Consider the following 22981-nt stretch of genomic DNA (forward strand, 5'->3'; position numbering starts at 1 on the left):
AAAACTCCAATTCATTAATTATTCATTTTTGCTGATCCAGAAAAATAACTCATCTCAACAGGGGAGATGTTTTTTGATTTCGATTTGTCCTCGCTTTTATCTGAGCAGTCTCGGCGATATTTCCCTTGTTCCAGCTTCATATCAATAAAATCGACAACCTGCTGCAGCGACGAGATTTGGCTGACGATGTTTTCTCGATGGTTTCTTAAATGCTCTACCAGTTCAGGATAATCCGCGGGATCAGCGTCGGCGGAGACCGCCAAAAATGGCTGCATTTCCTGCAAGGGCATGCCTGTTTTTTTGAGGCAGGATAGCAGCAGGATTGTCTCTATGTCTTCCTGCCGGTAAACGCGGTGCCCGTTGTCCTTCCGGTCCGCCCGGGGAAGCAGCGCGATCTTTTCGTAATAGCGGATTGTATCCTCGGATATTCCGGTTTGCACGGCGGTTTCTTTTATCGTAAACGTTTGCTCTGCCTTCATACTGTACCTCCTGGAGATTGCTTTGTGTGTGCATTATACAACTTGGAGCTGACTCCAAGTCAAGACCTTATCTCTGGGACAAAATCTTTTTATTACGCCTTGACTTGGAGTCGACTCCAATTAATAAAATGTGCGTTATAAGAAGAAGATATCCCGAATTCAGGAGGAGATTTACAATGAGCACACAGCAACGTGAAAATATCGCATTGATTACAGGCGCTAACGCCGGGATTGGATTGGAATTAACTCGAAAATTGCTAGCGGAGGATTGGCAGGTGGTTGCTTTGAACCGTTCCGGTTTTCCAGCCGATGATGTGAACATCCAAAAAGCCATCAAAAACGGCTGGCTTCGTATTTATAAAACAACCGATCTCGCGGATTTTGCCAGCTTGAGAGGGACACTGGAAGAGATCAAAGGCAAGGAGCAGCGGATCGATATTTTGTTCAACAATGCCGGCGGGAGCTTCCCTGAACTGAGCTATTCGACACAGGGGCGCGAAAAGCACTATGAGTTGATGACCGTTGTGCCGTATATTATTCTAATGGAATTGAAGGATATCCTACAAAAAGGACGCTTGAAAACGGTGATCAACACCTCATCCTCAGCGCTTAAGTTTACGAAAGAGTTTACGATTGAAATCCTGGAGCGTCCCACAACCTTCCGCAAGCTGCTTGGTCCTTACGCCACCTCAAAGCTGGCATTATCGTTATGGACACAGGCCGCTGCGCCGCAGCTTGCTAACGAGGGCATCATGATTCGCAGTGTTGATCCGGGTAGCAATAACACGCTGCGAAAAGGAAAAAATTCTGGACTGCCTCTAATAGTTAAACCGTTGATGAAGCTGTTTTTCTCTCCGCCTACCCACGGCGCCGACCAATTGTATGAGGGTGCTCTGGGAGAACACCGTGAGGAGACGGGGGTATTTCTTCGGAAAGGTCAGGTTGCGGATTTGAAATTTAAGGATCAAGCCCGGAATGTTTTGGAAAGGATTAATGATATTTACGAAAATGAGTATCTTCGTTGTTAATCTGATCTTTAGATCTCTAATTTTTTTTTGTAATTCCTCCAAACGTATGAGATAATAGAGTTTTTCCGTTGATTCTATTTTTCATGGCATGGTAGAGATGCCTGATCAAATATTGGAGGTAGGCTTGTTGGCGAAACAGTATCCTTTTGAATATGATCGGACCAAACCTTTTATGGAGCAAGTAGGGGAATGGGTCGGAGATGTATTCTATGAAATTCTTCCTGAGGCTGGATTTGAAGTACGTGATGAACAGATATACATGGCCTTTCAGGTAGAGCGAGCTTTTGCCGAGAAAAAGACGATTTTTGCTGAGGCAGGGGTCGGAACAGGCAAGACATTAGTGTATTTGTTGTATAGCATTTGTTATGCGCGTTATATGGGCAAACCTGCGATTATTGCATGTGCGGACGAGTCCTTGATTGAGCAGCTTGTGAAACCGGAAGGCGATATCGCCAAGCTTGCGAAGCATCTGAACATGAATATTGATGCCAGACTAGCGAAATCTCCGGATAAATATATGTGTCTGAAAAAGCTGGATCAGGCTCGGAACCATGATGATGAAAGCTTACCACTGGAGAGCTTGTACAGTACATTACCTGATTTTGTACATTCACATGCACCGATGCAGCAATTCCATGCTTATGGAGACCGCAGAGATTACCCTGATCTGAATGACGAACAATGGAACAAGATTAACTGGGATACGTTTCAGGACTGCTTTACTTGCGATATGCGTCACCGCTGCGGGCAGACCTTGTCCCGTGATCATTACCGGAAATCAAGTGATCTGATCATTTGTTCCCACGATTATTACATGGAGCATATTTGGACCTATGAAGCGCGTAAGCGGGAAGGGCAAATCCCTTTGCTTCCGGATCACTGTGCGGTTGTTTTCGATGAAGGACATTTATTAGAATCAGCGGCCATGAAGGCGCTTGGCTATAAGATGAAGCATGTCGTCTTTGAAGAATTGATTTCTCGCCTGCTACAGAATGAAATCCGTGAAACGCTGGCGGTTCTGATTGATGAAGCGATCATGCAAAGTGAGCAAATGTTCAAAGCGATTCGCCGTCAATGCCGAAACATACCGGGATCAGATCGGAAAAGCATTGCGCTGAATGCTTCATTGATTCGTGAGGTACACCGGATGCGGAGTGTAATTGCTGCTATCGAAGAAGAATTAGTATTCGAGAGCGGACTCTACACGATTGATGAATACCAACTGCGAATTGTGGAGGAACGTTTGGAGACCATAGAGATCGCTTTGCGATTGTTTGAGGATTCAGGGGCTCTAATCTGCTGGGCGACAGAAGAAAGCGATGGTCTAACGCTGTCGGTCATGCCACGAAATGTCAAAGAGGTACTTCAAGACAGCCTGTTCACGCAAAAAATGCCAATCGTATTCTCATCGGCTACATTGTCTGTGGATAAATCATTCCAATACTTGAAGGACAGTCTTGGGATACAAGATTTTTTATCCTTCTCTGTAGACTCACCTTATGACTATGAGCACCAGATGAATGTCTATGTGCCAGAGCTTCAGAGTGGGGATTTTGCTGAGAAAATGGAAATTTCCCTGAAGCTTATTCAGCGGACTGAAGGTAGAGCGCTGCTACTGTTCCGTACTCGTGAAGAGCTTCTGCAATTCAAGCAGCTTAACTCATTACGACCGGAAAGCAGTTCATATTCATTTTTATATGAAGGGGATCAAGAAATCAGCTATTTGATTTCGGCGTTCCAACGGGATGAGCATAGCGTGTTATGTGCGGTCACCTTATGGGAGGGGCTAGACATCCCTGGACCTTCATTATCTAATGTGATCATATGGTCGCTGCCGTATCCTCCGCTTGATCCAGTGTTTATGGCAAAACGGGCGGAAACCTCCACTCCCTTTGAAGATGTGGATTTGCCTTACATGCTGTTAAGACTCAAACAAGGGATGGGGCGGCTGATTCGAACCGGTACAGATCAAGGAATTGTAACTGTACTTGCGGAAGAGGAAGGGCAACATCCGGTACACGAATATATAACTTCTGTACTTCCAAAAGGGACTCGACTACAGAAGCTGGAAGCTTAAATATCACTAACGATTATAATTGCTCCTTTGGTGAGGCAGATGCTACGGCATTTATGTTTCACTCGAAGGAGCTTTTTTGTCTAAAATTAAGCATAAGTATTCCTAATCTTACGGATAGGATATTGGTATTTAACTTCCGGGCGGTGTCGTATTATTGTTGAGTCATGGGATGTATTTATACAGCATCATCTAGAGATTCATCAAGGAGTGTATACGACATGGGTCAATCAGAAGGTTTGTATCAACCAGATCACAACAAAAAGGTTGGGTTTGCATTAGGGATAGGGCTAACCTTAGTTATCGCATTATTGGCAAAATTTTTAGCGGGTTTTCCATTCCTATCTATTATGGGGCAATTGGTCATTGCCATCTTAATCGGGATTATTTGGCGAGCTACGATAGGAGTGCCAAATAGCATCACACATGGCACCGATTTTTCCAGTAAAAAACTGCTTCGTCTTGGGATTATCTTGCTCGGTATGCGGCTTAATCTAAAGGATATCGTTGCTGCAGGACCTCGGGTATTTCTTTTGGCAGTCATCGTCATTATATTTGCGATCTCCGTTGTATACGGACTGGCTCGACTGTTCAAAGTAGATAAGCGCCTCAGTATCTTAACTGCCTGCGGAACTGCGATTTGCGGTGCGGCAGCTGTGGTTGCCATCGCTCCACAGATAAAAGCCAAAGATGACGAAACTGCTATTGGTGCAGCTATAGTAGCTATATTAGGCACAATATTTACACTGCTGTACACATTTTTATATCCTTTTCTCGGCTTATCAGATTTAGGTTATGGGGTATTCTCAGGAGCGACTTTACATGAAATTGCTCACGTTATCGCGGCTGCGGATGCTGGAGGAAATGCTGCCGTTGATATGGCGGTCATCGTTAAATTGACCCGGGTGGCTTTACTTGTGCCGGTGGCTATTTTAATTGGGATTTGGTCCAATAGTGAAGAAAGAAAAGTGCAAGGTGGAGCGGCTAAAGCTTCGTGGAAAAGCATTCCAATCCCTTGGTTTATTCTAGGATTTTTAGTTGTCAGTGGTGTGAATTCGTTAGGAATCGTCTCCGCATCAGTAGCCAATGGGATCGTTACGATTGCTTATATGTTAATCGCTATGGCGATGGCAGGGCTTGGATTAAACGTTGATTTGGCGGCATTTAGACGGCTTGGAATGAAGTCTTTTGCTGCGGGACTTATAGGTTCGGTCATGTTATCTTTAGTTGGATTTATGTTAGTTCACTTACTTGCGCTAGCGTAGTTAGCATGTACACCCTGAGTATGAAATGAGTTACTTCATATCCAAACAGCATCCTTCTCTTTATCATTTAGTGTGGTAGGGTATGCATGAAATGAATGGAGGGACTTCAAGTGAAGTATTGCATAGGTGAATTTGCTTCCATTCTCGGGGTAACTGCGGATACGCTGAGATTATACGAGAAACATGATATTGTTAGGCCTACAAAAGATAACAGCAATAATTATAGATATTTTAATGATTTAGATGCAAGGGATCTGTTAATGAGCAGATGGTATCGCAGTATGGAAATTCCATTGCCCGAAGTGGCACTTCTGATGAAGGATTCCTCTATTGAGCAAGTTATGGGATTGATGCAGCAGTCTCAGCAGAGTTTAGAAGAAGAGATTAAGCAAAAGACGATGCTGCTAAACAAGATGAATGAAATTCATAAAGAGCTTAAGGAAATAGAGTCCTCATTATATATATGTAAACTTAAACAACTGCCAGGCATGTACAGACTTAAGCAAACGGATAAAAATGCATTATTAAAAAATGATATCGTAAAAAGCCTCGTCAACACTTGGATGGATAGGCTTCCTTATGCGTTTTATTCTTTTAAGATTGAGGACGCGGGGGTGTTATCCGGTGATAATAACTTTGACTATAGCTGGGGGCTTACCTTACCCGAGGAGGAAGTGCAGAAATTTGCAATGGATATCGATGAATATGTAGAGTATATTAGCCCGAGTACCTGTATCTCTGCTATCATGTTATCTACGGATGGACATTATATCACGAAGAAATCTTTGCAGTTTATGATAGATTACATCGAAGCAAATGGTTATACCATAGCGGGTGATGTGGTGGGTAAATTAATGCTTACTGAAAAAATAGAAGGCAATAACCGCTCATATTTGGAAGTGAATATTCCAATTGTATAAGTTTATTTTTATAAACACCTGCTCTAAGAGCGGGTGTTTTTTCTTTTTGGACAAGAATTGGACATTGACCTTGGTGCTGCACCAATGTTTATACTTCGGTATATAGCTTGGCAACGTTCGGTAGATATGTATAGATATGAATGTGAAAAATATCACGTTATTGGCGAGCTATAAGATATTAGATACTGGGGGAGAAGAGAATGCGCAACAGAAATTTCACCAAGAAAATGCTCATGTTAACTTTTTGTATGGTGCTGATCGTTTCCATGCTGAGCGGATGCAAAGGAAATGGGGAGTCGGCAAATTCGTCATCATCATCTTTTAAAGCCGGTACATTCGCAGGGGAAGCGGAAGGCAAAGAGGGCGTGATTAAAGTAGAAGTCACTATGGATGAGCCAGATAAAATTAAAGATATTAAGATCGTAAGCCAGTCAGAAACGGGTGGTCTAGGCGATAATGCACTTGAAAAAATAAAAGATCAAATTCTGGAAGGACAAACCTTGGCAGTAGATGCTGTTAGTGGTGCGAGTCTTTCCAGTGAAGCAATGCTCGCGGCAGTTGAAGATGCCGTAACCAAAGGTGGAGGAAATCTGGAAGTCCTTAAAGCCGGTGGCGTGCAAAAAGCAGGTGAAGGTAAAACGGAAAAGCTTGAATCAGACGTAGTGGTAGTAGGCGCCGGTGCATCTGGTGTGTCCGCAGCGGTAACCGCTGCTGATAAAGGTGCCAAGGTTATTATTATCGAAAAAACAGGAGTTATCGGGGGAGCAAGTAATCTATCCTGGGCCGGTAAGTTCTATAATTCTTCCGCAGCTACTGACAATAATCTTAAAGTAAATGTGGAAAAAGAAATTGCCGATTGGATTGTCAACAATCACTGGAGAGTTGACGCTGCAGCGATTAGACAATACGTAACGAAATCCGGCGAAACTTATGATTGGTTAGCAGAAAAAGGGTATAAAACCAGCTTCCTAAACTTCTTCGGAGAGCAGCTGCATGTACTGCCAGCTTATGAAACCCGGGAAGAGAACCTTCGGAAAATGTTGGCTGAATCGGTTGAACAAAAGGGTGGACAAGTGATCACCGAAACCACTGCCAAAAAGCTGATTACCAATGAAGCAGGAGAAGTTACAGGTATTGTGGCTGAGAAATCGGACGGGACTACTCTTGAAATCACAGCCAAAAGTGTCGTAATGGCAACAGGCGGTTATGCCGCAAATTCGGAAATGGTTAAAGAAGCTTTTGGTTTTGAAGGGGTTAACGGAGGACTAGGTCAGAATGTTGGGGAAGGTCTGAAGATGGCTTGGGAAGCAGGAGCCAAGGTTCCTGATAACTTCGGTGGACAAATGCTGCACCAAACATTAGCCAGAGCAACACAAGGACTAAAAACACAATATGAGCCTTTTGAAGCAAGTTATCCGCTGATGTTGACGTATCTGCCTAACTTCATGAATGTCGGTTCTTCCGGAGCACGTTTCAGAGATGAAGCAGCTACATTAACATCGGTCGCAGCAGCTAATACGAGTGCATTTAATGGTGCTTATCATATGGTTATCGTATCAAAATCTCAATTGGCTGCTCTTCAGTCCAAGGGGATGAAAGGTGTTAACGCACCAAGCCTGCCAGGAATGCCACCAGAATTTTATGCCGAATTTGCAGATCAATTCACGTTAGAGAATCCATGGGTAAATGCAGAAAAGGTGTTTGATTCTATGGTAGAAAACGGAGATGGCTTCAAAGGAAATACAATCGAAGAATTAGCAACAAATGCAGGTATGGATGTAGATGTGTTTGTAGAAAATTACAATAGTTATAAAGAAGCTACAAAAACTGGTGTGGATACTGAATTTGGTAAAGCTGCTGATTATTTAGAGCCAATGGGCGAAGAAGGACCGTATTATGCCATCGTCGCTGAAATCAACAACTTGGGTTCTGTGGGTGGCTTGCTGGTAAACACTAAGTTCCAAGTGCTAAATGATAAACGTACACCAGTAAAAGGATTGTTTGCTGTAGGGCTTGAATCGGAAGGCGTATTATTCAATGATACCTATGTGGGCAATGGGGTCGGAATTGGTTATTCCTTTACTTCAGGTCGTCTAGGTGGAGAGAGCGCGGCAAACAGTGCTTTGAAAGCTAATTAACGACAATTTCCCGGAAAATAATTCAATCTTTTTAAAGCCGCAGAGTAGACAACTCTGCGGCTTTTTTTGCTGGAGATTAGAGCCAATCTTCTTTTAGCAAAGATTTAAGAAGCTCTACATTTGTTACTCCCAGCTTGGCAGCGATCTGCTGCTCTAATTCAATTTTGGTGATCATCATTCTGTTATTGCATTCTATACCCTTTGGAGTGAGGACAATATTTTTGTCACGCTGATTTCCTTCGACTTCAACGGCTTCAACATAACCACGGGATAACATGCCTTGAATGCTTTTATGCGTGCCCTGTCTTGAAATATGAATTATTCTACTGATTTCTGAGATCGATAACATTTCTCGGGCCTCAAGAACTGCAAGAATGTGGGATTCGGTCTTATTGATTTGATCCGGGTCTTTGTCTGTCACTATTTTACGTAAAGCTAGATGCTTCTCACTGAGTAAATCAATCAGGTTCATTTTTTGCAGCTGCTTATTCATTAGAACACTCCTAAATGATGGCTCGTTTATCCCAGTATAAGTTATTTGCGATTATTGTCAACTTGGTTGACTTGATTTGAGAATTTGTGTTATTGTAATCCAAGTTGACAATATAGAGATAAAAGGAGCTTGAAGATGGGAAGAAACAAAAAAGAAGCATTTTTATTTACGTTCATCATGTGTTTTTTGATGGTACTGGGGATGAGTATTTACAATGTAGCACTAATGGAGGGTTGGTCAGGCACGTTAGTTAAGGATGTGATTGTCGGCTACTTGCCTGCATTTATAGTTGCACTCATTCTAGATGTATTTGTTGTAGGCAAGGTTGCGAAGGGGATCGCGCATAAGCTGGTTAAAGAGAATGAGCCGATGATCAAAAAAATCATGTTCATATCCTTTTTTATGGTGACCGGAATGGTATTGTTCATGTCCTTCTATGGCGCAGTTCTCCATGTTGGATTTTCTGCTGAGCTACCAAGAGCTTATCTGTCTGCCATAGGTAAAAATTTTATTGTTGCACTTCCACTGCAAATCATTTTAGTTGGGCCGCTTACACGATTTATTTTTGTGAAAATTACTCCAGCTGTGTCTGCGTAGGGAATAAATCAATAGAAGCAATATACAACAAAACGCTCTCCGTCTGCCCGAATAAGCAGAAGAGAGCGTTTTTTTTAGATGAGAAACGTTTATCTATGGCTCGCTCGTTTACGCAAGCGCGTGAACTCTCTTTTTTACAGGTTCGAGTAGATTTAGGGCATACTCATTTCCGCTACCTTTGGGACTATCGTTACGGATATGCTCCTCCAGACATAATCTGGAATTGTGATCCGCTTGATAATCAGGATGATTATCCAGATACCCCATTAGGGCTTGCCATGAGCCGTAGATATCATCAGTACTTTCTGTCAAAGCATAGAGGCCGCCGTCGAGGCGCATTTCCTTTAGGTGAGCTGGTATCTTCACATTTTCCGGAATTGAGGCACAGAATCCATATCCGTAAGGTTTATTCTCACCACTTGGATGCGGGTTCGTATTGCCGCCAAACAGCCGTGCTGTGCCTAATAGTTGACTAGCTTCCAGCCATTCATTAACTGGGATCATAGCTTCATCTTCTGGTGAGGTACTAACCGCAACATTGTAGGCAAATCTCATAGCTGGAAGAGTAATGAATCTTACATGAATAGGGGTAGAGTGATTAATAGTTGGCATAGATATAACCTCCTCAGTTTCAGTCATACCATCCGATGGACTGCATGACTTTTCGTTTAGTTCAGATAATAATTGATTTGTAATGGGTTCCTCGAGATGGGCGGATATCCACTGTAAAAAGAGATGGATTTCACCTTCTCTATTTGTTAGTTCTGTTTTTTGATTGTGAATAGAAGCCGCTTGCTGGCTGAGCGCTTCGTACATGGACTGAACGGACATATTTTTAAGCACGGTTCCAATATCCTTGATGCTAATATCCAGCTTTCTTAATAATGAGGTAACCCGAATGGCGAGTATTGCTTTCTCATCATAAATCCGCCAGCCAGAGCTGCTATCCCGCTTACTTTCAAACAATCCTTGAGCTTCCCAGTGACGCAGAGTCCGACTCGTCAGCCCGAATTGCGCAGAAAGCTTATCAATGGTAACAAATCCGCTCATAGACAACTCCCATTTCATAGTTTGATAAGGCGCCTTATGTGGATTATTTTAGCATTTAACGTTACGTCAATTGCAAGGAGAATTAATGATTGGGTATTCGAGATAATTTACATTTCTCATACAAAACATTGTCCAGTATTTAACGTCCAGCTTCTACAATCAAGATATTGGTAGAATGTACCTATTGCAATATGAGGCTTTATACGGAGGATGATATTGTTGAAAGCTAGGTCTATGCATCTAACTATGAAATGGAAGTTGATTTTGAGTTTTTCCGCCGTTGTTCTTTTCTTTTTGGGAGTAGCGTTTTATCAAAACCATAAAATCAGCCAAGTGGAGATTTCTATGGAAACGCAAAAAGCTGAGATGGAAAAACGAATTACCGTGTCTATAATTACGCAACTGCTGCAGGAAATGAATGCGGTAGAATCTTCGTTAGCGGGTTCGAGTGATTTGGAATTCGTCCAACCTTTTAAGGACAAGCAAACAAAGCTGACTAAAGAGTTGGCGACGGTGAATTTTGCGGCAGATTCGCCGGCATTTAAAGAGTTAGAACAATTACATAGTCAGATTGGGGAATATACGGGATATTTTGACGAATTGGTAAAGACCATAGAAGACGAGCAGCTTGATCCCATGAGTGTGCTGGAACAAATCGATGAATTACATACGAAGGCTACAGCGTTGAGTGAAGTCATGCTAGTGACTAATGAAAAGTTGTATACGGCAGCAGCAGAAAATGCAGAAAAAGCACAGGATTATTCTTTTGATCTGCTTAATCTGACCACCTCTATCGTTGCTTACGCAGCTGTGCTAGTGTTTATTTTCACATTAGTGATTGCGGTTATGCTCATACGTTCCTTCCTGAATCCTATTCATAAACTGCAAGTGGCTCTGCGAAAAATTGCCGAAGGAGATTTGCGTCAGCAGATTAATTCACCTTACAACGATGAGTTGGGCAGTTTGAGTCATCATTTTGATCATATGGTGGAGCGGGTCCGGGAAATGCTTCAGCATACCCAGTCAGTAGCCTCTTCGCTGGCAACTTATTCGCATTCTTTTCAAGAATCTTCATCTATAACGGCGCATACGAATCAAGATATCGTAAGCACTATACAGGAAATCTCGGTAGGCGCAGAACAGCAGGCAGGACAATCTGAGCAGAGCGCTGGCCTGATTCAGGAGCTGGAACGTGAAGTGAATGAGATCACGGAGTATACCGAGGTTATGCTGGCTACCAGTCAAACGGCTAATCACAATACTCGCAAAGGATCTGAATCCGTCATCGCCCTCCGGGAGGTGTCTGAGCATTCGCGAGAATCTGTTAATAAAGTATATCTGGCTTTAACCAAACTGAGTGATCAATCAAAGGACATCTCGCGCATCACTAAATCCATAACAGATATTTCTAATCAGACCAATATCCTCTCACTTAACGCAGCAATTGAAGCAGCCCGGGCAGGTGCCTACGGAAAAGGGTTCGCTGTCATCGCTGATGAAGTAAGACAATTATCTGTGCAGACCAAAGAGTCCTCCGTACATATCAGTCAGATTATTAGCGAGCTGCAATCCGGGATGGATGAATTCCAGCAATATATGCTGGTGACCAAAGGAAATCTTGAGGAACAGGATCATAAAGTGGCCGAAACGTTGTCCTCTTTTGTAGCGATTGATCAATCTATTGTGGAGATTAGTAAACAGATTGGGCAAATTCACGACAAAGTGGATATGACTCAGACTATGAACCGTAGACTCGCAGAGTCTGTGCATGCCGTCGCGGCCATCGCCGAGGAAACTGCGGCAGGGGTGCAAGAGGTGAACGCCTCCAGCGTACAGCAGGATCATGCTATCCGTGATATAGCCCGTCAAGCCATTGAGATTAATGAAATTTCGCAGAATTTATTTAAAGAAATCAACATTTTTAAGATTGATTCGGATGGGGACGATGGGGTCAGATATGAAGGTGACAGGGATACAAAGCATGCTGGCAATCCAGAAGCCGGGGACACATTAGGAGACGCATTAGGAGATGATACATTAGGTGCTGGTGATCCTCCAGATGATAGCGGTACTCCAAATGATGGTGGTACACCAAATGTAGACGGTTCTAAAGAGGGGGCTTATCTGACAATCTCTGCTTAGCTCAGCGGGAAATGGCATTCGTAGCGTAAGGTGGAATAGAGAGTAGAGAATAGAGAATAGAGAAGGGAGAAGGGAGAAGGGAGAAGGGAGAAGGGAGCAGGGAGTAGAGAGTAGTGAGTAGGGAGTAGGGAGTAGAGTTTATAGAATAGAGTTTAGAGATGAGAGGCTAAAGTTTAGCGTTTAGTGAGGTTCTACCTGCCGTTTTGATTTTAAGTGTATTTTATACAACTAAAAAAGTTTGTATTTAGCTTGATTAGGGTTTAGTTGTATTTAGTGCAGTTATTTCGAGGTGAAATGACGATAATGGTGGTTTAGTGGGGATATAATTGCATGAAATACAACTAAAACCAGATGGGAGTACACATACCTGAAAATAGTTGTATAGAGTGCAATTAACTCAACGCATAATTGTGTTTGGTTACATGAAGAAGCTGGCTCATTCGTGGGAGTGTCCACGAATGAGCCAGCTTTTTATCGTAGTAACATAGTTAGTAATTAGTCCTCGTACGTTTGATTTAGGGAGCTAACTAACTCTGGGAGCCAGTCGCTTAGAGTGAGAAACTTGTATCCCTCCGATTGAGCTTTAGCTGTATCCATAAACCAGGATTGTGTGATCCCGAATGGAGAATTATGCGCATCCGCTGTTTCGCTTTGAATGACGGCTTGTTTTCCGGTCTCTTTTTCAATCAGCGAGATAAGGTCTTTAATACTAACGGTACCGTCTGAGCAAGCGTTGAGAGGACCCGTCACCATCGAGTTGCCGAGCCAATATAGAAAATCAGCAGCTTCGTCCGAACGGATAAAACAGATATTTGCATCTGGATTCGGAATCCCGATGGGCAGTTCGTTACGTACATGTTCAATATGAAAATGGAGTCTTCGTGTATAATCGTCAGTTCCCAGAACAATGGGAAAGCGGACAGCGGCTACCGGGAACGTAGCTTGTTGGATAAGGACAGCTTCCGCGAGTCTTTTCCCCTCCTGATAGGTGAAATCCTTTCGTCCTCCATAACGAATTGGGTACGTTTCAGGATCGAATATCTCTTCCGTCAGCGCTGACTCACTGAAATCATAGACAGATAAACTTGAAGTCAGTATGTAACGTGTGGTTTTGCCGTCAAAAATACGGCGCGCCTGATCCGCTTCATCAGGTGAAAAACAAATATTATCGTAAACCACATCCCAACTCGTATCACCTAATGCTTGAGCGAAGGCCTCCGGTTGAGACCGATCTACCTGTATCCGGTGAACGAGATTGCCAAAAGGATCGCTTGTTTCCCCGCGCGTTAATATGGTTACTTCGTTCTTAGAATCCTCAAGCAGACGCTCGACCAAACGTTTTCCAAAAAAACGTGTGCCGCCTAAAATAAGAATCTTCCTCATCAACCTCACTCCTTGATTGCTATTAATGGTTATTAAAACGACTGTTTATTGGTTTATATAAAGCTTCTGACTCATTGTAGATAAGCGGCGGGATCAGCCAGATCAGCAGCAATGTATTTAGTTTTGAGTGATACGAATTGGACTAAAGAGAAAGAGTTAGTTTGATTGTACTTCGTGCAATAGAATTCGTATTAGAGTGGAGAAAATTTGATCCTATTGCACTCTATACAATCAATGGATGAGCAAGTGGCATTAAACTAACTTTTCACCAGAATCTATTGCAGAGAGTGCAGCAGATTCAATTTTTGCGGCCAGGACGGCGGATTCTGTTGCACAATATGCAACGTTTGAAGCTAGTTACCACAAACAGCCCAAATGTTAATTACACATTAAGCGCACTAATCACAATCATATCTGTTCGTTTTTAACGTAATGAGACACTTAGCTGCCCGAAATCCAGCTTAACGAAAAACTACGCCACCATACACATTCCTGGCGTGGTATAGTTCCAGCTGTTTGAACTGAATCCACCAGCTTGGAAGGTCTGGAAGCCTTGTAAGCTTTGGCTCGATACCGCCATTACAGGTTCCTGGCTTTCGTCCGCAAATACAAGCTCGATCAGCTCGGCAATTTCCCCATGTTCATACGCGGCTGCAAGGCGGCTCAAGACGATCTGCATGGCTGTGTCCTGTGGTAAGGAAGGACCATCGGCCTGAAGCAGCTCTTGTCTTACGAGAGGGAGGGCTTGCCGGGCTCGGTGCAGAGCGGCTTTTATTGCCCCTTCTGTGGTATCGAGAATGTCGGCAGCTTCCATTGCAGAGTGTCCCAATACATCTCGAAGCAGGAACACCGCCTGTTGCAGCGGAGACAAATGACCCTGTAGTGCTTGAAAAGCAGCTTCGATCTCAAATGAACCATACTCCGCAGAGGCCTCAGTGGGGGACTGATCCAGCTCCAACACTCGTGACAAGGTGGCTTTTCGCCGCATGATATCAATCCATGTGTTTCGGGCAATCCGAAAAAGCAATGCCTCAGGATTTGGGTGATTTGTAGAACGGGTATGATGAGTAGAATTTGTAGGAATCGTAGAATGCATTGCAGATTTTGTAGACGTTGCAGTCTTAGATGGCGTTACAGCCGTTGCAGCCGTTGCAGCCGTTGCAGCCGTAGAAACCATATAGTTCATTTGATTAGTTTGATTAGTTTCAAGTTTTTGATTAGCTCCATTAGCTCCATTAGCTCCATTAGCTTCATTAGCTTTATCATTTTCAATGGCTTTATTTTGTTTAACTTCATTCATTGGACTGTTCCTATTATTTGCGCTCGTTGAGTCCGAAGTCTTCATATAACCTAGGGCCTTGACCCATGTATCCTGAGCTAAATCATCGGCATCCCACGGGGATTGTGTCAATGCAAGACAATATCGCTTCAGAGCTATCTGCAAAGACCTGGTGTTACTTTCATCCGGCGCATCTCCGGTGCTAAGCTTCTCAAGGATGATCACTCTGCATAACTCCTTTTCCAGTAAGGTGATTTCGATTACTTCTAATAATAAACGAATGAGCAGGAAATTAAGATACGCAATTTTAAAAAATAAAAATTCTCACGCCTAACGTATCCTATCCCCATACTAATCCGTTTACAGGGTAGATTTCAAAACTCTAAAACAGATGGAGGTCGAATACGGATGGCGTACGTTCCTTATGTAGTCGAACAAACGAATCAAGGTGAAAGATCTTACGATATTTATTCGCGGCTGTTGAAGGACCGGATAGTGTTCGTAGGTGCGGAAATTGAGGATCAGCTGGCTAACAGTATTGTTGCCCAGTTATTGTTTTTATCAGCAGAAGATCCGGATAAAGATATACACATGTATATTAATTGTCCAGGTGGCTCTATCACCGCAGGCTTCAGTATTTATGACACGATGCAGCTTATTAAACCGCCGGTGAATACCATTTGTACAGGAATGGCGGCTTCCTTTGGTTCTTTGTTGTTATTGGCTGGGGCCAAAGGGAAACGTTATGCCTTGCCGAATAGCGAGATTATGATTCATCAGCCGCATGGTGGGGCGCAGGGGCAAGCTAGTGACATTGCGATCAGTGCCAAACGTATTTTGAAGGCAAGGGAAGTGCTTGTGCAAATTACAGCGGACCGAACTGGGCAGACGGTAGAGAAGGTACTGCAAGATATGGATCGAGATTATTTCATGTCAGCCGATGAGGCGGTTGAATACGGAATTATCGATAAGGTCATCACAAATCTCTAAGACGAAGGAGTGAAGAAGGCTATGCTGGAGGTTTTGCAGGGAAAAGAGGTAACAATCTATTTTGTGGATGGCTCCAACGCTACAAAAGGAGTGCTGGAAACGGTAAGTGAAAATTTCGTCAAATACCGGACGGATTTTGAAGAGTTTTATATTCCAATCAGCTCGATCTGTTCTATCTCTCTAGATACCAAAACGCGTGAACGAGCCAAAGTAGGGTTCACACAATAACATCAACAACAACATCTGTATAAAAAAGGGTTAGGAGCTCCACAGCTCCTAACCCGTACTTTCCCGAATAGCCAAATAATGAGCCACATTTGCATGATGCGGCACAACGGTCTCCCCTTTAATCAGCTTGATTAAAGTTCGGGTGGCGGTCATCCCAATCTCCGTTCCTGAGTATTCAACCGAGGAAAGCTTAGGTCGAACGATAGAGGCAATGAAGCTGTTATCAAATCCGAACACGGCAACATCAGCTGGCACCCGTAGACCGTTATCGGTTAAATGATTCATGGCTCCAACTGCCATCCAATCTGTAGAGCAAAACACCGCAGTAGGTAACTCCCCGCTATCCATAATTCGGCGCATGGCGTCGCTCCCATCTTCGACGGCCATCGCACTTTCTACTACCCATTCTTTCCTTAAGGTTATGCCTGCATCCATAAGGGCTTGTAGATAGCCTTTATACCGATCCCCGCCCACTGCATTATCTCCCGAGCCACGAATCATAGCGATTTTGCGATGACCTTTTTGAATCAGATAAGTAACAGCTTCATAAGAGGCAGTTATATTGTCCAGATGAACGGAAGGAATCGTATCCACCTGCGATTGTTGCCCGACAAGCACGCAAGGTGTATTTGAGCTGCGGATGATCTCCAAATGTTCATGGTTTGGAATAGAACCCACAAATATATTTCCTTCTGTCCCCATCCGCTGGAACATCTTCAAATAATGTTGTTCACTTTCTGCACTGCCGTCCGTTAATCCGACCATAATGTCGTATCCATACAAATCCGCGAGATCGCGAATGCCAACATTGAAGTCATCCAGTACAGTGTTGCTATTCTGCGGAATGATCACACCGATCAGCTGTGTATTAGCTCTGTCCGTTTCAAGGCCGATGACATTCGAACGGTAGTTGGTTTGTTTAATAGCTTCCAGTACTCGTTTGCGGACATCATCGTTAACTGGTTTGCTGTTATTGATTACCCTGGACACCGTAGAGATCGAAACGTTCGCCAATTGGGCTATATCTTTTATCTTTACCTTCAAGAAGATCACCATAACTTTCCATATGATTCACTTGGTGTTTCAACTCTCGCAAGCATATCACGGATAGCTTCAAGAATCCAAAAGATTGTTGTTGACCTAGGAAATAAAAGGTCCTATAATGATCGCTGTAGGAAAATTATTTCCTTGAAAAAAGCTTGTTTTGCACGATAAAGTTGAATTTTTGCTAAAAAAAATAACTGAATTATTAATTCTAATGAATTTCGGGAAAATATTTTCCTGTGAAGGGTATATGAATACGAAGGAGCTGCATGCATTGAACAGAACATGGTGGAAAGAAGCCACAGCGTATCAAATTTACCCACGGAGCTTTATGGACAGTAATGGTGATGGTGTAGGCGATCTGCAAGGAGTCATTTCTAAACTTGATTATTTGCAGGAGCTTGGCATCAATGTCATTTGGATCTGTCCTATTTATAAATCCCCAAATGATGATAATGGTTATGATATTTCGGATTATCAGGATATTATGGCGGAGTTCGGCAGCATGGCCGACTTTGATCAGCTGCTGCACGAGGTTCATGCACGAGGCATGAAGCTGATTCTGGATCTAGTGATTAATCATACTTCGGACGAACATCCATGGTTTGTTGAAGCACGTTCAAGCAAGGATAATCCGAAGCGGGATTATTATATTTGGAGTGATCCTAAGGACGGGAAGGAGCCGAATAACTGGGAGAGTATTTTCAGCGGTTCAATTTGGGAGCTTGATCCCGCCACAGAGCAATATTTTATGCATGTATTTTCCAAAAGACAGCCAGACCTCAACTGGGAGAATCCAGAGGTGCGCCGTGAATTGTATAGCATGGTCAACTGGTGGCTGGACAAAGGAATCGACGGCTTCCGGGTGGATGCCATTTCACATATTAAAAAAATCACCGGACATCCCGATCTGCCGAATCCACAGAATCTTCCGTATGTTCCGTCTGGCGATGGGCACATGAACCGTGAAGGGATTCACGATTTCTTGCAGGAGCTCAAGCAGGAGACGTTTGACCGATATGACATCATGACGGTTGGCGAAGCGAGTGGTGTAAATGTTGATCAGGCGGAGTCATGGGTGGGTGAAGAGCAAGGCAAATTTAATATGATTTTTCAATTCGAGCATTTAGCTCTTTGGAATAAGAGTGTGACAGGTGGATTGGATGTTCTGCAGCTAAAATCAGCGCTCTCCCGTTGGCAAAAAGGTCTTGAGGGCAGAGGCTGGAACGCATTGTTCATCGAAAATCACGACCAGCCGCGTTCAGTTTCTACTTGGGGAAATGATGGCCAGTATTGGAAAGAGTCAGCCAAATCGTTGGCTACGATGTATTTCCTGATGCAGGGAACACCATTTATTTATCAAGGTCAAGAAATTGGGATGACCAATGTAAGATTTGAATCAATGGATGATTACGATGATGTGGCGATGAAGAACTTGTATCGTTTGGAGACTGAAGCCGGTAAATCACGTGAGGAAGTCATGGAGGTAATCTGGAAGAACGGTCGGGACAACTCTAGAACACCAATGCAATGGAGCGACTCTGAAAACGCTGGTTTCAGCAGTGGCAAACCATGGATGAAGGTGAATCCGAATTATACGGAAATCAATGTGGAGCGGGCGAAGCAGGACCCTTATTCCATCTATCATCATTACAAAAGGCTTATCGCTCTTCGGGCTGCTAATCCCGTTACTGTTTACGGGACTTATGATCTCATTTTGCCTGAAGATGAACGTATTTATGCTTATACGCGGACGCTTGGAAATGAAAAACTGCTGGTCATGTCTAACCTGACAGCAGAGGAAGCGCTGTTTGACCTTCCATTTGATTTGGAGTTTGATACTAGTGAATTGCTCTTGCATAACTATGAGGTTGATCCTGCGGAGCCGATTGAGACTGTCGCATTACGGCCTTACGAGTCCCGTGTGTATATGCTGGTTAACGCACCTGTAGAGCAAGAGGGTAGCAGTGAACTTGTACCTGCACAAGAGTTAAGTGAAGCTTCTTTTCCAGAAACCGTTTAATATATTCATTGTAATTCAAAGCGTCCGGTTATCCGGGCGCTTTTTTTGTTGCGGTAGTGTAGGGCTCTTGCACAAAATGAATGCGCTTACTTAGGCGAGTCGTATAAAAATATTATTTTTTCTATTATTTTTGTTCCCAAAATTAATAGAATACTATATTATGTTATGAATACAGATTCATATAAGTGTATATTCATTCAATTTGGGGTGAAAGTAGACAAAATTATAGGAGGTAAAAAATGTCCAAGAGAATACTATCTTTATTACTAGCTTTTACACTTATGATGTCGGGTCTGCTTCCAGCTGCATATGCAGGTGAAGTTGCAACCGAAATTAACCCGCAGGCAGTTGTTGCTCCGGTTTCTACGGAGAACACAGCTGATCCAGCGGTGCTTTCTTCAGAACAAACTACGGTAGCGACTGCTGTCTATGAACAAATAGCGGCGACAGTTTCCACAGAAGTATACAAAGCTTCTATGACGGAAGCTAGAACATTAGAATTGACTTTAGATCTTCCTGATGGGGCATCGCCTCAAGATATCATCTGGAATTTTGGCAGAACGGCGGAAGAGATGAAGCCGCTGGCAGAGTGGAAGAAATGGAATAAAGATGCGAAAGATTATTCAGGTAATCCTTTCGTAACAGTGACCTATGAGCCGATCTCAGGTTCAAAAGTAAAGGCTTTAATTCATTTTGATTTGCTGTACGGAGAGAATCTCTCACTAACGGGTATACGTGCAGAGTACGTCAAACGAGTGGGAATTTATAATCTAATCGGGACATTACCTGCTGGAGATGTGCTGGTAGAGCAGCAAGTCAAACTAAATCCATATGAAACCTATCATACATATGATGAGATTAAACCGGCGATCGATAGGATTACTGCTGACAGCAATAATAAATATGATCGATATGTAGAGTATCAGCAAATTGGGACCTCAACTCAAGGTCGTGCCATTCATTTCTCTATTGTTGCTAAGGATAAGTCCTCAGTAGATCAATATTTGAACGAGACCTTACCGCTTATGATGAATGATCCTGAAGCCCTGCAAAAGAAAATTAACGACGGGGAACTGCAGGATTATAAGGTACCTATCTGGTTGAATAACATTCATGCCGATGAAGCCAATGGTGTCGATGTAATCATTAAGTTTTTGGATACGCTGATGACACAGCAAATTGTCACTTATGATACCACTGATGAGAATGGAAATCCGAAAAAGGTAGTTCTGAACATCGACGAAGCGCTTGACCATGTGATTTTCCTGCTTGATTATGTAGAGAATCCTGACGGTCGCGCGTTAAACACGCGTCAAACTTCAACACTGCTTGATCCAAATCGGGACAACTCTTACCAGACCCAGCCTGAGACACAAGCGGTAACTGCACAAATTGCTAAGTGGACGCCGCTTACCTTTTTGGACATGCATGGATTTGTAAGTGGCTTCTTGATTGAGCCTTGCACACCACCTCATGATCCTAACATTGAATATGATCTTGTAATGCCAAGTATGCTTGAGCAAGCAAATGCCATGGGGAAGGCGGGAATTGCTAATACTAAATATGATTCCTACCATATCCCTTATGAAGAATACGAAAAAACACAACAGGATCCGAACTATAAAGGAACGAATGCAACAGGTTGGGATGATGCTTCACCAGCCTACACAGCTGTATATGCCATGCATCAAGGAGCACTTGGGCATACGATTGAAGTGCCTGAATTGAATGAAGATTCACTGGATGCCTTTTATTATGCGGCTTTGGGGGCAACCGATTATGTGATCAACAACAAGCAGGAACTGTTCCTGAATCAATTGGAAATCTTCAAACGGGGTATCCAAAATGAGAATACTAATGCTGCTGTTAAAGATTATCTAATCAATGCACAGAATGAGTCCATTGGACGTCCAGGGGTAGATGAGAATACGAATTTCTTCCCTGAGTATTACATTCTTCCGGTTGCAAAAGATTTGCAAAAAAATGATCTGGAAACCTACAAAATGGTTCAGTACCTACTGCGTAACAATGTGAAAGTAGAACGGACAACAGCCAGTGTAACTGTAGATTCTGTAGTCTATCCGGCTGGAACCTATGTGGTGAATATGCATCAAGCCAAAAGAGGTTATGCGAATCTTGTCTTGTATGATGGACTAGATGTCTCGGATTTTAATGAGATGTATTCAGATACGGTACAGAATTTCTCGGCTATGCGTGGTTTTGACCGATATATTAGCCGTTCTGTTGGAGCATTCACTGGGAAGACAGAACAGGTTAGCAGTGTAACGATCCCTAGTACGAATCTGGATCAATCTCCGTTCGAGCAAAATTATGTGATTAAAAACAGTAACAATGATGCGATAAAAGCTGTGAATGAGCTGCTAGCCAATCATAAGGCAGTGACACTGCTGGAGAATGGGGGGACGGGTTACGAGAAGGGAAGTTTCCTTGTATCCAGATCCAACCTTAGAACGGTATCGTCTAAATATCTGCTGGATATTGTGCCGTTTAGTGCTTCAGAGAACAGAACGGGTAAATTGCTTAAGGCTCCTAAGGTAGCTATTGCAGGAGCGACTGCATTTATGCTGAAGGATCTTGGATTTAACGTAACTACGGATACAGTGGCAGCAGATGTTCTAATCAATTCGGGAACGAATCTGATTGCTACAGGTAAACCATTTATCGGTTATGGAAGAACGATGCTGAAAACTGTTAAAGGGCTTAAGGTCCTCCCTGGACTGGACTATTCAACTCCGGTCAATAAGGATGGCAAAGAAGATGCTCATGAGGGATTGTTTAAGGCTGAGGTCTCTCAGGACAATGTAATTACAGCGCCTTATGCCGATAGCGAATACCTCTACACGGTTTCCGCGGCTTATATTACAAAAGTGCCTGAAGGCGCAGAGATCTTGGCGAAATACGGATCAGGCGCTGACTTTTTCAAAGCAGGCTGGTGGCCGAATAACGAGGCTGCACAAGACCAAGTATTGGCGCTTACTTACAATACAGACAACATTCATGTGACGTTATTTGCGAATGATCTGATGAATAAATATCATCCGCAAAATCAATTCAGATTGCTTGCCAATTCAATCTATGCTGCTGCTCCAGCGGCGACCGAAGAGGATGGTATGGATAACGGGGTGAATGAACAAGAGCCAACGACACCTTCGACACCGTGGCAGCCATCTGTAACATCAACACCTGCACCGACCGTGCAGCCGTCTGCAACACCAACGCCAGCTCCAACTCCAACTGTGCAGCCGTCTGCGACACCAGCCCCAATAGGTTCTAACTTCACGGATCTAGGTAAGGTGGCGTGGGCAGCATCGGCGATTAAAGAGCTGGCGGCAAAAGGGATTCTGCAAGGGGTGAGCGATAATACCTTTGCTCCGCTTAAAGAGGTGACGCGTGCCGAGTTTATTACCATGATCGTGCGAGCTTTTGATCTGCTTGATGTGAAATCATCCGCTGCCTTCAGTGACGTGAAAGCTTCTGACTGGTCTTACGGATACATTGCATCCGGGGTCAAGAACGGATTGATTAACGGTGTAGGCAATGGAAAGTTTGATCCTAACCGTGCGATTACACGCGAGGAAATGGCAATCATTGTATCCAATACACTTAAGAAATTTAAAGGCAAGTCGGTAAGTGATACAAATGCCGCTTTGGCTAACTTTAAAGATCAGGCAACAATCGCTGCTTACGGTAAAGAAGCGGTGGCATTACTAACTCAGGAAGGTATTGTGCAAGGTCTGACTGCGGAGACCTTCGGTCCTAAAAACATTGCCAACCGTGCTCAAGCAGCAGTGATTATCGATAGGATGTTGAAGCTTAATTAAGTTTTA

General features: G+C 43.4%; 17 protein-coding genes. 11 read left to right on the forward strand and 6 right to left on the reverse strand.

Going from position 1 to position 22981, the window contains the following annotated elements:
- Positions 1-14: 14 nt before the first annotated feature.
- A complete protein-coding gene (locus NYE58_RS11990) occupies positions 15-479 on the reverse strand; it encodes a MerR family transcriptional regulator (RefSeq protein ID WP_076276393.1) in 465 nt (154 codons plus the stop codon).
- Positions 480-655: 176 nt separating this feature from the next.
- On the opposite strand from NYE58_RS11990, the gene NYE58_RS11995 reads away from it, so the two are divergent.
- The 5 genes from NYE58_RS11995 to NYE58_RS12015 all read left to right on the forward strand — a co-directional run bounded on the left by NYE58_RS11995 (position 656) and on the right by NYE58_RS12015 (position 7904).
- Positions 656-1507, forward strand: coding sequence for an SDR family NAD(P)-dependent oxidoreductase (locus NYE58_RS11995; protein WP_341001959.1), 852 nt, complete (start codon positions 656-658; stop codon positions 1505-1507).
- A 172-nt stretch (positions 1508-1679) separates the two neighbouring features.
- On the forward strand, positions 1680-3584 hold the full coding sequence (locus tag NYE58_RS12000; RefSeq protein WP_370510779.1) for an ATP-dependent DNA helicase: 1905 nt from the start codon (positions 1680-1682) through the stop codon (positions 3582-3584).
- A gap of 218 nt (positions 3585-3802) precedes the next feature.
- Positions 3803-4846 carry a YeiH family protein gene (locus tag NYE58_RS12005; RefSeq protein ID WP_341001960.1) on the forward strand — a complete coding sequence of 348 codons (1044 nt, stop codon included), beginning with the start codon at positions 3803-3805 and terminating at the stop codon, positions 4844-4846.
- A 110-nt stretch (positions 4847-4956) separates the two neighbouring features.
- Positions 4957-5766: a MerR family transcriptional regulator gene (locus tag NYE58_RS12010; RefSeq protein ID WP_076124994.1), complete on the forward strand. Its 810-nt coding sequence runs from the start codon at positions 4957-4959 to the stop codon at positions 5764-5766.
- A gap of 200 nt (positions 5767-5966) precedes the next feature.
- Positions 5967-7904, forward strand: a complete 1938-nt coding sequence (locus NYE58_RS12015) for an FAD-dependent oxidoreductase (protein WP_341001961.1) — start codon at positions 5967-5969, stop codon at positions 7902-7904.
- A gap of 76 nt (positions 7905-7980) precedes the next feature.
- Here the strand turns inward: NYE58_RS12015 and NYE58_RS12020 are convergent, their stop codons facing one another.
- A complete protein-coding gene (locus tag NYE58_RS12020; protein WP_038569750.1) occupies positions 7981-8397 on the reverse strand; it encodes a MarR family winged helix-turn-helix transcriptional regulator in 417 nt (138 codons plus the stop codon).
- Positions 8398-8532: 135 nt separating this feature from the next.
- On the opposite strand from NYE58_RS12020, the gene NYE58_RS12025 reads away from it, so the two are divergent.
- Positions 8533-8994 (forward strand): DUF2798 domain-containing protein, encoded by a 462-nt coding sequence (locus NYE58_RS12025; protein WP_341001962.1) that lies wholly within the window; start codon positions 8533-8535, stop codon positions 8992-8994.
- Positions 8995-9102: 108 nt separating this feature from the next.
- On the opposite strand, the gene NYE58_RS12030 is transcribed toward NYE58_RS12025, so the two are convergent.
- Positions 9103-10044 carry a MerR family transcriptional regulator gene (locus tag NYE58_RS12030; protein WP_341001963.1) on the reverse strand — a complete coding sequence of 314 codons (942 nt, stop codon included), beginning with the start codon at positions 10042-10044 and terminating at the stop codon, positions 9103-9105.
- Between the two features lie 345 nt (positions 10045-10389).
- On the opposite strand from NYE58_RS12030, the gene NYE58_RS12035 reads away from it, so the two are divergent.
- On the forward strand, positions 10390-12186 hold the full coding sequence (locus tag NYE58_RS12035; RefSeq protein WP_341001965.1) for a methyl-accepting chemotaxis protein: 1797 nt from the start codon (positions 10390-10392) through the stop codon (positions 12184-12186).
- A gap of 495 nt (positions 12187-12681) precedes the next feature.
- Here NYE58_RS12035 and NYE58_RS12040 read toward each other — a convergent pair whose 3' ends face one another.
- Together NYE58_RS12040 and NYE58_RS12045 are read right to left on the reverse strand one after the other, a co-directional pair.
- A complete protein-coding gene (locus NYE58_RS12040; RefSeq protein ID WP_341001967.1) occupies positions 12682-13569 on the reverse strand; it encodes an NAD-dependent epimerase/dehydratase family protein in 888 nt (295 codons plus the stop codon).
- 472 nt (positions 13570-14041) lie between these two features.
- Positions 14042-15073 carry a sigma factor-like helix-turn-helix DNA-binding protein gene (locus NYE58_RS12045; RefSeq protein ID WP_341001968.1) on the reverse strand — a complete coding sequence of 344 codons (1032 nt, stop codon included), beginning with the start codon at positions 15071-15073 and terminating at the stop codon, positions 14042-14044.
- Between the two features lie 183 nt (positions 15074-15256).
- Between NYE58_RS12045 and clpP the strand changes: the two genes are divergently transcribed.
- Together clpP and NYE58_RS12055 are read left to right on the forward strand one after the other, a co-directional pair.
- On the forward strand, positions 15257-15838 hold the full coding sequence (clpP, locus tag NYE58_RS12050) for an ATP-dependent Clp endopeptidase proteolytic subunit ClpP (RefSeq protein ID WP_036679301.1): 582 nt from the start codon (positions 15257-15259) through the stop codon (positions 15836-15838).
- 21 nt (positions 15839-15859) lie between these two features.
- On the forward strand, positions 15860-16066 hold the full coding sequence (locus tag NYE58_RS12055; protein ID WP_036679303.1) for a hypothetical protein: 207 nt from the start codon (positions 15860-15862) through the stop codon (positions 16064-16066).
- Between the two features lie 48 nt (positions 16067-16114).
- Here NYE58_RS12055 and NYE58_RS12060 read toward each other — a convergent pair whose 3' ends face one another.
- Positions 16115-17110, reverse strand: a complete 996-nt coding sequence (locus NYE58_RS12060; RefSeq protein WP_254848908.1) for a LacI family DNA-binding transcriptional regulator — start codon at positions 17108-17110, stop codon at positions 16115-16117.
- Between the two features lie 274 nt (positions 17111-17384).
- On the opposite strand from NYE58_RS12060, the gene NYE58_RS12065 reads away from it, so the two are divergent.
- Positions 17385-19133: a glycoside hydrolase family 13 protein gene (locus NYE58_RS12065; protein WP_341001969.1), complete on the forward strand. Its 1749-nt coding sequence runs from the start codon at positions 17385-17387 to the stop codon at positions 19131-19133.
- 239 nt (positions 19134-19372) lie between these two features.
- Positions 19373-22975: a M14 family metallopeptidase gene (locus tag NYE58_RS12070; RefSeq protein ID WP_341001970.1), complete on the forward strand. Its 3603-nt coding sequence runs from the start codon at positions 19373-19375 to the stop codon at positions 22973-22975.
- The last annotated feature ends 6 nt before the right edge of the window (positions 22976-22981 follow it).

The sequence above is a fragment of the Paenibacillus sp. FSL L8-0708 genome, from assembly GCF_038009325.1.
Classification (GTDB): Bacteria; Bacillota; Bacilli; order Paenibacillales; family Paenibacillaceae; genus Paenibacillus_AQ; species Paenibacillus_AQ odorifer.